The sequence below is a fragment of the Streptomyces bobili genome, from assembly GCF_002154575.1.
Classification (GTDB): domain Bacteria; phylum Actinomycetota; class Actinomycetes; order Streptomycetales; family Streptomycetaceae; genus Streptomyces; species Streptomyces bobili.
In genome coordinates, this window is sequence record NZ_MUBA01000310.1 from 485 (window position 1) to 10,823 (window position 10,339).

The 10,339-nt window shown below is 70.9% G+C and carries 11 protein-coding genes; 6 read left to right on the top strand and 5 right to left on the bottom strand.

Annotated elements, in window-relative coordinates:
- Both BZL64_RS24325 and BZL64_RS24330 read left to right on the top strand, forming a co-directional pair.
- A partial coding sequence (locus tag BZL64_RS24325) for an Hsp70 family protein (RefSeq protein ID WP_158101554.1) occupies nucleotides 1-957 on the top strand: 957 nt, incomplete at its 5' end.
- A 25-nt stretch (nucleotides 958-982) separates the two neighbouring features.
- A complete protein-coding gene (locus BZL64_RS24330) occupies nucleotides 983-1,411 on the top strand; it encodes a VOC family protein (protein ID WP_086771330.1) in 429 nt (142 codons plus the stop codon).
- A gap of 17 nt (nucleotides 1,412-1,428) precedes the next feature.
- Here BZL64_RS24330 and BZL64_RS24335 read toward each other — a convergent pair whose 3' ends face one another.
- Nucleotides 1,429-2,076: a hypothetical protein gene (locus BZL64_RS24335; RefSeq protein WP_143663300.1), complete on the bottom strand. Its 648-nt coding sequence runs from the start codon at nucleotides 2,074-2,076 to the stop codon at nucleotides 1,429-1,431.
- Nucleotides 2,077-2,303: 227 nt separating this feature from the next.
- Between BZL64_RS24335 and BZL64_RS24340 the strand changes: the two genes are divergently transcribed.
- From BZL64_RS24340 to BZL64_RS24350, 3 genes are all read left to right on the top strand, one after another.
- Nucleotides 2,304-3,089 (top strand): sulfite exporter TauE/SafE family protein, encoded by a 786-nt coding sequence (locus tag BZL64_RS24340; protein WP_086771332.1) that lies wholly within the window; start codon nucleotides 2,304-2,306, stop codon nucleotides 3,087-3,089.
- Nucleotides 3,090-3,251: 162 nt separating this feature from the next.
- A complete protein-coding gene (locus BZL64_RS24345; protein WP_167396194.1) occupies nucleotides 3,252-3,962 on the top strand; it encodes a HEAT repeat domain-containing protein in 711 nt (236 codons plus the stop codon).
- Between the two features lie 4 nt (nucleotides 3,963-3,966).
- Complete coding sequence (locus tag BZL64_RS24350) at nucleotides 3,967-4,977, top strand: MerR family transcriptional regulator (protein WP_086771333.1); 1,011 nt, start codon at nucleotides 3,967-3,969, stop codon at nucleotides 4,975-4,977.
- Between the two features lie 47 nt (nucleotides 4,978-5,024).
- Here BZL64_RS24350 and BZL64_RS24355 read toward each other — a convergent pair whose 3' ends face one another.
- From BZL64_RS24355 to BZL64_RS24370, 4 genes are all read right to left on the bottom strand, one after another.
- On the bottom strand, nucleotides 5,025-6,680 hold the full coding sequence (locus BZL64_RS24355) for an ABC-F family ATP-binding cassette domain-containing protein (RefSeq protein WP_086771334.1): 1,656 nt from the start codon (nucleotides 6,678-6,680) through the stop codon (nucleotides 5,025-5,027).
- Nucleotides 6,681-7,088: 408 nt separating this feature from the next.
- The gene (locus tag BZL64_RS24360) at nucleotides 7,089-8,348 is read right to left on the bottom strand and encodes an ankyrin repeat domain-containing protein (protein ID WP_086771335.1); all 1,260 of its coding nucleotides are present in this window, start codon (nucleotides 8,346-8,348) and stop codon (nucleotides 7,089-7,091) included.
- 33 nt (nucleotides 8,349-8,381) lie between these two features.
- Nucleotides 8,382-9,101 (bottom strand): 2-phosphosulfolactate phosphatase, encoded by a 720-nt coding sequence (locus BZL64_RS24365; protein WP_086771336.1) that lies wholly within the window; start codon nucleotides 9,099-9,101, stop codon nucleotides 8,382-8,384.
- Nucleotides 9,102-9,255: 154 nt separating this feature from the next.
- Entirely contained in the window at nucleotides 9,256-9,654 is a 399-nt protein-coding gene (locus BZL64_RS24370; protein ID WP_086771337.1) for a winged helix-turn-helix transcriptional regulator, read from the bottom strand.
- A gap of 148 nt (nucleotides 9,655-9,802) precedes the next feature.
- Here BZL64_RS24370 and BZL64_RS24375 point away from each other — a divergent pair.
- Nucleotides 9,803-10,339, top strand: a 537-nt coding sequence (locus tag BZL64_RS24375; protein WP_341868829.1) for an alcohol dehydrogenase catalytic domain-containing protein, incomplete at its 3' end; no start/stop codon positions are given.

Consider the following 10,339-nt stretch of genomic DNA (forward strand, 5'->3'; position numbering starts at 1 on the left):
GACTGGGACCAGCGGATCGTCCAGCACCTCCTGCGCCGAGTGTGGGAGCGGTACGGGGTGGGCCTCGGCCAGAACGTCGAGGCGATGCAGCGGCTCCAGGCGGCGGCCGAGGCGGCGAAGATCGAACTGTCGTCGGCGAGCACCACGACCATCACGCTGCCCTACCTGGCGGCCTCCGCAGGCGCTCCGCTGCACGTCGAAGAGACCCTGACCCGCCGGCAGTTCGAGGCCATGACGCAGGACCTGCTGGAACGCTGCCGCAGGCCTGTGGAACGCGCGCTCCGCGACGCCATGATCGAGCAGTCCGAACTGGACCAGGTGATCCTTACCGGCGGCGCCACCCGGATGCCCGCGATCGGCGCGCTGATGAGCCGGATCATGAACGGCAGGCAGCCCTACCGCGGTCTGATCCCGGAAGGCATCGTCACAGGCGCCGCCCTGCAGTGCGGCGTCCTCTCCGGAGGGCTCAAGGACATACTCCTCCTCGACGTCTGCTCCGCCTCCCTCGGCCTGGAGGTCTCCGGCGCGGCCGTGACGAAGATGATCGAGCGGAACACCACCATCCCGACCAAGCGCAGCGAGGTCTTCGTCACCGGAGCGACGAACCAGACGACCATGATCCTTCACGTCCTCGAAGGCGAGGGCGAGCGGCCCTCGGAGAACACGTCACTCGCCGTCCTCGAACTCACCGACCTGCCACGCCATGCGAAGGGCACCCCTCTGGTCGAAGTGACCTTCGACATCGACGCCAACGGGATCCTGGTCGTCGAAGCCAAGGAACTCCGAGTCTCCGGCACCCCCGCCTCGGCGGCCACGTTCACCGGCCGGACGTGCTCGGCGACCGTGGACCGCTCCACCACCGCTAGGGCCGCCGACCTCGTCCGCTCGCCCCGCTGGCAGTCCCTCCGCGGCCTCGTCCCCGGCGCCAAGGTCCCGTCCGACCGGCCCGAATCCTGAACCCTGGCCCACATAGGGTGGACCGATGACGTCGATCAAGAAGTTCCAGGTCACCTTCGACTGCGCGGAACCTGAGCGCCTCGCTCGCTTCTGGTGCGAGGTGTTGGGGTACGTCGTACCGCCGCCGCCCGAGGGATTTGCCACGTGGGACGACTTCACGCGTTCGCAGCCGCCTGAGCAGCGGGACTCATGGTTCGCCTGCGTCGATCCCTCAGGAGTGGGCCCGCGACTGTACTTCCAGCGCGTCCCCGAGGGGAAGGCCGCCAAGAACCGGCTGCATCTCGACGTGCGGGTCGGCACCGGACTCGTCGGTGAGGAGCGCCTCGCCGCACTTGAGGCCGAATGCGCCCGGCTGGTCCCGCTCGGCGCGGTACACGTGCGCACCCTGTATGACGGCACTGATTCATGCATCCCGATGCAGGACATCGAGGGCAACGAGTTCTGTATCGACTGAGGGGCCGGCGGGGACGGTCAACGCGGCACGCCGCGGGCGCGGCGCCAAGCATCCCGCCAATAACGCCAGTGGTCCACGCCGTTGACGCCGATGGCCAGCACGACGGCGGTGACGAACGCCAGCCCGACGATCCTGGACACGGAGAATCCGAACAGGATCGCTGTCCCCGCAGCACTCAGCCCGGCGTACACGCCGACCAGCTGATCGGCCAGTGCCCTATAGCGACTTGGCCCCTCAATGAGCAGCTCGCTCCCGAAGCGCAGTACGAACCAGCCGCCGCCAAGGATCAGGCCGAGATAGCCGAACGTCCACCAGAACGGCACCCTGGGGCCGTACAGTTCCCTCCACCCGTGGTCCACGCTCTCCTGCCAGGCCCACACCTCGCCCTGCCAGTCGGCGACGACGAGTTCCGCACTGTGCCGCTCGATCCAGTCCGGCCAGACCACGAATGCCGGCTCCGAGGCCCCGTCGAGATACACGTTCAGCGTGTCCCCGTAATCCGTCCTCTGCTTGGCCACCCTGGTGATGTCGGCGGTCCGCACCGGCAGGCACTGCTCCACACTGTGCTCGTCGATGCACGCCGACACGACCCGCTGCCCGTGCTCGCGGTCGTACGCCGGCCCGATGCGGCTGACGCCCCAGCCGACAAGGACCAATCCGAGCATGATGCAGGTGACACACCACGAACTCTCCCCGCCCCGCCAGCGCATGCCTCAAGTAGACCAGCGGCGGGCCGACTTGGTACAGGCAACGCGGATCCCCCTGGTCGAGGCAGAGAGACACGCCGGGCAGCCGTCACGCAGCCCGTCGTGAACATTTTGTTGCCGCTCGTGCCACCGCCCTCCGGAAACCGGATACTGAGCGGGTGACGAGGCAGGGAGCGGGGACGTAGGTGGACTGGACAGTGCCAGGCGGGCTGGCTGCCGGACTGCTGATCTCGACCGTGACGGCACCGGCCGGCGTGTCCGGCGCCGTGTTCCTTCTCCCCGTCCAGCTGAGCGTCTTCGGTGTGCCCAACCCGGCCGTCACTCCGACCAATCTGCTGTTCAACGTCGTCGCCGGGCCCGGCGCCCTGTGGCGCTACCGTCACGACGGCGCCCTGCGCGGCGACCTCGCCCGGCGTCTGGTGCTGGGCACACTGCCCGGCGTCGTCCTCGGCGCCGCCCTCCGCGTCTTCGCCGTCCCCGGCCCGGACGTCTTCCGGCTCCTGATCGCCGCCCTGCTGCTGCCGCTCGGCCCGTGGCTGTGCCTGCGCGCCCTCGCCCCTGCCCACCACCGGCCGCCGCCCACGGGCGAGTTGTCCCCACGCACCCTCACCGGCCTGGCCCTGATCGTCGGCGTGGTCGGCGGGGTCTACGGCATCGGCGGCGGCTCCCTCCTCGGACCGATCCTCGCCGGCCGCGGACTGCCCGTCGCACGCGTCGCCCCGGCCGCGCTCGCCGCCACCTTCGCCACCTCCCTCGTCGGCGCCGCCGCCTACGCTCTGCTGTCCTTCGTCAGCTCCGCGGACGTCACCCCCAACTGGTGGCTCGGGCTCGCCTGCGGCACCGGCGGACTGATCGGCGGCTACCTCGGCGCACGCCTGCAACCCCGCCTCCCCGAACGAGGCCTACGGCTCCTGCTCGGCACCCTCGCCACCGCCCTCGGCGTGCTTTACGCCGCGCAGACCCTGCGCTGAGGCCTCGGGGCATGCGCGCCTCAGCGGGCGTGGACGAGACCTGGCCGACGAACTCGCCCCTCACGGTCGATGATCGCAACCGGTCTCGGTTGACCTTGACACGGTGACAGGGTCTTCACTGCCTGCCAGGAGGTGGTCTCGATGACGATCACGGGACACGACATGGATACGGACACGGACACAGATCCGGACACGGATGCGGATGCGGATGCGGATGCGGATGCGGATGCGGGACGGGTACTTCGAGGGCTGGAGGACAGCCGTTCGTCCGTGCGGCTGCGGGCTGCCCTGGCCGTCGGCACGGCACCTGATCCTCGTTTCGTCGACAGGCTCGTCGAGCGCTGCGCGATCGAGCCCGAGTTCTTCGTCCGCGAGATGCTGACCTGGGCGCTGACCCGCCACCCGGTGTCCATGACACTCCCCGCGCTGGTCCGTGAAGTCCGCTCGGAGCGATCGCAGGCACGGAGCCAGGCGCTGCACACCCTGTCCAAGATCGGGGACCGGCGGGCGTGGCCGGCGATCACACGCAAGCTGTTGTCCGACGCCGACACCGACGTGGCGCGGAGCGCCTGGCGGGCCGCCGTCGTGCTCGTGCCGGACGGCGAGGAGGCCGGCTTGGCCGAGGTGCTGGCGACACAGCTCGGGCGTGGTGAGCGGGAGACGCAGCTGAGTCTCAGCCGGGCACTGGTCGCGTTGGGTGAGGTGATCGCGCCGGCCATGAGGGCTGCGGCGACCGCCCCTGACCCGTACGTGTGCGCCCACGCACTCGCCACACAGCGGCTGCTGCGCGACCCTGACGCCGGGTTCGAGTTCGCGATCGGGGAAGCGAAGCGCGTCATGGCCCACGGCGGTTCCGGCCAGGAGGGACGCTAGAGGCGTGTTGATCGGTGAGGTTGCGCGACGGTCCGGGGTCAGTGCCCGCATGCTCCGCCACTACGAGTCACTCGGGCTGGTGCGGCCCTCCGGTCGTACGGGCTCCGGCTATCGGGAGTACTCGGGGGAAGACATCCGGCGGATCTTCCACATCGAGAGCCTTCGGTCGCTGGGGCTGTCGCTGCGCGAGATCGGGCGCGCGCTCGACGATCCCGGCTTCACTCCGACCGAGCTGGTCGGCGACCTCATCGGTCGGACGCGCGAACGCATCGCGGCCGAGACCGAGTTGCTCACACGGTTGCGTCGGATCGATGCCGCAGACCCTGATGGCTGGGAGGGCGTTCTCCGGGTCGTCGCGCTCCTCCAGGCACTGGGTTCGAAGAGCGCCGACGCGCGCCAGCGCGCGGCCCTTTCCTCGGCCGACGAGGCCGGGGTGCCGGTGGAGGCGCTCGTCGAGGCGGCACTGAGCGAGACGGAGCCGAACGTTGCCGGAGCCCTGCGGTGGGCGCTGGCGCGCTCGGGCGACGGAGGCCCGGCACTGCTGGCGGCGGGGCTCGAATCACCGGTCGCCGCGGTGCGGGAACGTGCCGTTCGAAGCCTGGCCGAGATGCCCGGCGGTGAGGCTGCCGCCCAGCTGCGGCAGGCCCTCGTCCACCGCGACGTCGTGGTCCGCGGGAATGCGGCTCTGGCCCTGGGGACACGGGGAGTGGCCGATGCGGTCCCGACCCTCATCGACATGATCGTGGACGGAAGGAACGACGTCGATGCGGCCGACGCACTGGGTGTGGTGGCGAGCGCCACCGCGGTGGCGGATGACATCGCGACCAGGCTCGTCGACCGCCTCGCCCACGGCACCGCTCCGGCGCCGGTACGGGGACGGCTGACCCAGGCGCTGGCCTCCGTGCCGGGGTCGAAGGCTTTGCGGGCCCTCGTGGAGCTGTCGCACGACGATGACCGTGCCGTGGCGCTGACGGCCGCGTACGTCCTTCGGCTACGCGATGCGCGTGACCGGTGAACAGTGAACAGTGACCTGTCGTCACCTCCCTTCTGTGGGCGGCGGTCTCAGCGCCTGCGGCCGGCACGCAGCTCCAGCCGCTCCCCCTCGAAGCCCTCCTGGAAGCCTCGGTCGTGCGACGCCATGACCACTGCTCCCGGGTATGCCGCGAGCGCCGCCTGGAGGTCCTCGACCAGGTCGAGCGCGATGTGGTTGGTCGGCTCGTCGAGGACGAGGAGGTCCGCGGGCCGGGTCACCAGGCGGGCGATCTGCAGCCGCCGACGCTGTCCCACGGACAGGTCGGCGACCGGGACACGCAGGTTCTCCTGGCGGAACAGGCCCAACGCCAGAAGCTGTTCGGCGTACGCGTCGAACGGTTCGGGCCACCCGGCCGCGAACGCGGCGAGCAGCGGGAGCCGCGTCGAGTGCGCAGGCAGTTCCTGCGCGAGGTAGCCGGTCCGGGCGGGACGGCGTACCGTGCCGGCGTCCGGTTCCAGGTCGCCCGCCAGGACGCGCAGGAGGGTCGTCTTGCCCGCGCCGTTCTCGCCCGTGACCAGCAGCCGCTGTCCGGCAGCGAGGGTGAGGAGCCCGTCCAGACGCAGCCGCTCGCCGACCTGTACGCCGTCGTACTCGGCGAGGGGACCGTCCTCGGCAGGGCCGGGTGGCGGCGAAGTGGCCGTCGTGAAGCGGAGCGGTGCCGGCGGTTCCGCCACCGGGTTGAGCCGCAGCCGGCCCAACCGCTCCCGGACGGAGCGCACCTGCCCGCCGAGCTTCGCCTCGTGCGAGCGGCGGTGCTTGCCGAAACCCTGCTTCGGGTCGTGCCCGGTGATGGCAAGACGTCTCCCCGCGGCCTCCAGCAGTTCCTCGGCGCGGGCCACCTCCTCGACCCAGTCCGCGTACCGTTGCTCAGCGCCGCGCCGTGCGGCGGCCTTCGCGGCGCGATAGCCGGCCCAGCCGTCGCCGTACCGGAGCACCGTGCGCGCGTCCCGGTCGACCTCGAGGATCGTGGTGGCGATGCGCTCCAGGAAGCCGCGGTCGTGGGTGACCGCGACGACGGTGCCGCGGTGTGCGCGCAGGTGCTCTTCCAGCCAGCGCACGGCCGCCGCGTCGAGGTGGTTGGTCGGTTCGTCGAGGAGCAGCAGTTCGGGGGCGGCGGCCAGGACGCAGGCGAGCGCGAGCCGTGACTGCTCGCCGCCGGAGAGCGAGCAGAGCGGGCGGTCGCGGGTGATCCCGGCCAGTCCGAGTCCGTGCATCGCGGCATCGACGCGGGCGTCCGCGTCGTAGCCGCCGCGGTCCTCGTACGCGGTCAGCAGTTCGCCGTACGCGGCGAGATCCTCGCCCCCCGCCTCGCCGAGGGACTCCTCCATCATCCGCAACCGGCCCTCCATGTCGCGCAGTTCAGCGAGGACGAGGTCGACGGCGGCCTGCACGGTGCGGTCCGCGTCGAGGTCGAGGGTCTGGGCGAGATATCCGGTTCCGCCAGGGAAACTCACGGTGATGTCCCCGGCGTCCGGCACCTCCGCTGCGGCGAGCAGCCGCAGCAGGGTGGACTTGCCGGAGCCGTTCTCGCCGACGACGGCGGCCTTCTCCCCCGGGCGGACGGTGAAGCGGACCTGGTCGAGGACGGTCCGGTTGCCGTAGGACTTGGTGACGTCCTTGACGGACAGCTGCGCCACGAGAACGGGGGCGGCTGCGGGTACGGCGGGATGGGCGCGGTCGCGCATATGACTTCCCCTGGGCATGCGAAGGGTCTACGGGCAGCGGTGACGGCGGCATCGGCCGTGCCCGGACTCAGACGAAGAAGAGGAAAGCCATGCCCCCACCATAACAAGACGATGCGTATCGTCTCCACTCACGGGTGTCGCAGGATCCGGCCGCGATCCCCAGCCCGGGTTCGTTGTACTGCTCGGCGGCGGTGGCCAGGTCCGACGATCACCTGGTCAGGGACCTTCCGACCCCGACCCGAGCCGCCGAGCCGCCGAGCGAAATGAAGAGCAGACACCGGTTCGGCACCCGTTCCGTACGATCAGTCACTCCCCGGCCTGTCCACCTGTTGCATGGATCCCCCGCTCCCGCCTCTCTCCGGCGACGCAGGCGAGCCGCAACGCGACCCCGCGGAACCCTTCGCGGGGTCAGCGGCCGTCGCGGCGCCACTCGTAGCGCCACACCGCGTCAAGACAGTGCTCCTCGAAAGACCCGCCGGGCCGCGGCGGACGCAGTCGGCGGGCGGCTTCCACGCACCGCTCGTCGTTGTGGAGGGCGAGCCCGTGCACAGCGGCGACCTGGACCTGCCGGTCAGGATCGCCGAGCAGCGCGGCCATCGCCTCGGCGAGTACAGGAGCGCGGTCGCTGCCCTGTGCGACCCTGAGGCAGGCATCCCGCCGTACCGCCGTGTCCACGTCCGTCATCAGCACCAGGAGTGCCTCGCGAACACGGTCGGTAACGTCGGGCAGTTCGCGCCATCCGCCCAATCCGGCCGCCACCATGCGCCGGACACCGGCATCGGGATGGCCGGCATGGGACAGGAGGGCCTCCTGAGCGCGTGAATCGGCCTGCTCCCCCAGCGCGTTCAGCACCTCGGTGAGGACGGCGAGGTCCGTCTCCGTCCTCGACCAGTCGGTGAAGATGTCCAGGGCAGGGCCGGCGAACGCGTCCGCGTCACTGTCGTCGAAGAGGTGGGTCAGTCTCAGCACCTCGGCACCGAACAGCCTGTGGGACGGCCCTGAACGCGCACGCAGAGCCGCGGCAGCCTCCCAGGTCTCGCGGTCGCGCCGGTGCGCCAGCAGGATGGTGGCCCGGCCCCAGGCGGTGTGGTCCTGGTCGTGATGGAGGGCGCGGGCCATCAATTCCTCGAACGAGGCGCGGATGCCGAGCAGTTCCTCCAGGTCGGTGAGGATCGCCGCGTGTCCGTCCCGTACGGACCGGCCCTCTAGGGTGAGTTCGCCGACGCGGTAGTACTCGTCGTCCTGGACCCGGGTGTGGACGAGAGCTTCCTCGGCGCCCGTGCGACGCCGCAGTTCCGCTCCGGCCCCCATCTCGTGCCGGCGGCGCGCCAGGTCCCGCATTTCGAGAAGCTCGGCCCGGGGATACCTGCCGCGGATCCGCTGGTCCAGGAGCGCCTCGACCAGTGCGGGTGACCCCGATTCGACGGCGTCGCGCAGCGGCAGCAGTTCCTGCGGCCCGCACCGGCCCGCATCCGCACCGTGCTGGAGCAGCAGTTGGGCGATGTCCCCGGCGTACGTGCGAACAGCGAGACAGAACGCGGCCTCCCGCAGACCGGGATCACTGTCCTCCTGGAGAAGGCGTTTCACCAGGGCGGTGTCCCCAGCTCCCACCGCGGAGAGCAGGGCCGCCTCGTCGTCCGTCGCGTCGCTCGCGGTACCCGTGCCCAAGGACCTGTCCCCCGTCGTGTTCTTCCGTCCGGCTCAGTGGATGTCCGCGGAAGCGCGCGGGCCCGCACCGGTCGGCGAGGGCAGCGCGTGCGGACGCAGGACCATGAGCGAGCCTTCCAAGGTCGCCACCATGGCGAAGGGGAACCGGTCAACCTCCAGGCAGAGTGGCACGTCGTCAGGATGGACTCCTTGGCGCACCCCTTCGGTCAGTTCGGTGGCGGCGCGCGAGTCGGCAGCGCGGCGGAGGAACGCGGCGGCATCCGTCTCGGTCTCGGTCACCCTCCGCGCGATGTACTGAGCACACGCCAGGTCCTCATCGGCTCGCCCCTCCTCGCCGGTGACCACGAACGTCACGCTGTCACTCCCGCGCGTCCGCAACAGCCGGGCCGTCGCCTCCGCCACCACGAAGCTCGCGCACAGCACGAGGGACGACTCCTTGACGGCGAGTGCGCCGACCGTCCCCGCCGTGGTCTTCTGTACGACGGTCCGGCCGCCGAAGTCGATGGACCGCAGCAGACCCGGGGAGTTGACGGTGTCGAACCCGGGCGCGGGCGGACCGTCCTTGAGCGCCATCCAGCCCGGGTGGCGAGCCTTGAGCGCCAGGGCTTCGTCCAGCGACTCGGCAAGAACGATCTTCTCCGCTCCCTGGGCGAAGGCCCAGGCGGCCACGGTGAAAGCGCGCATGACGTCGACCACGACGGCCACGGACGGGGCTTCGGTCAGATCAGCGATGCCAAGAAGACGAGCGTCCATTCCTGTCATGATCGCGCATGCCCGGCCGGAAGCACCCGGAGAGTGACGCGCGTCACTTCGGTGGACCGGCCCGAGGTCGGAACGGCCGCGCCTCACCGGTGAGTTGAAGGTATCGCCGTCCCGGTAGCGCAGCAGGCGCTCCGGCGCAGAGCTGTCAGCCCTCGGTGTCGTAGCGCTCGCGGGCGGCGTGGACCTCGTCGAAGTGGGTCTCCGCCCAGTCCTTCACGGCGAGCAGGAGCAGGGCGAGGTTGCTGCCGAGCGGGGTGAGGGCGTAGTCGACGCGGACCGGGACTGACGGGGTGACCGTGCGGGTGAGGATGCCGTCGCGTTCCAGGGCGCGCAGGGTCTGGGTGAGCATCTTGGGGCTGACGCCAGCGATCTTGCGTGCCAGGTCGCTGTAGCGCTTCGGGCCGGGGGCGAGGGCGGACACGACCAGGCTGACCCACTTGTCGCTGATGCGGTCCAGGAGCTGGTTGGTCGGGCACGCCTTGATGAAGGCGTCGTACTCGGCGCGGGCCTTCTCGCGCCGCTGCGCCGCGGTCATGGTCGGCATGGCGGTCCTCTGCCCTTCTCTGCGGGTGCTCTCCTCGCGGTGAGGTAGGCACCTGCGGGTAACTACTACCTCTTGGATAGTAACTCTTCCTAGGGTTGTCGCAGCAAGACGGAGAGCACTTCGATACCTGGATGTCAGGAGAGTTGTCATGCGTGCAGCAGTGGTGCGTTCGTTCGGCGGACCCGAGGTCGTGGACGTCGTGGAGCGGGGGCTGCCGGAGCCGGCCGCCCGGCAGGTGCGGATCAAGGTGGCGGCGGCAGCGCTGAACCCGGTCGACGCCGGGGTGCGCTCCGGCGTCTTCGGCGGCGCCGGCAAGGAGATCGGACTGGGCTGGGATGTGGCCGGGACCGTCGACGCGGTGGGCGTGGCCGCCGCATGGAGCGTCGGGGACAAGGTCGTGGCCCTCGCCTACGGCGTCGACAAGCCGCTCGGCACACACGCGGAGTACGTCGTGGTGGACACCGGCGCGGTCGCGGCGGCGCCCGCCACGGCCGACGCCGTCCACGCGGCGACGCTGCCGCTGAACGCGCTCACCGCCGCGCAGGCTCTCGACCTGCTGGACCTGGCGCCGGGGGCGTCACTGCTGGTCACCGGGGCGGCGGGGGCGGTCGGCGGGTATGCCGTCCAGCTCGCCGCGCGGCAGGGCCTCACGGTGACCGGACTGGCACGCGCGGAGGACGAGGAG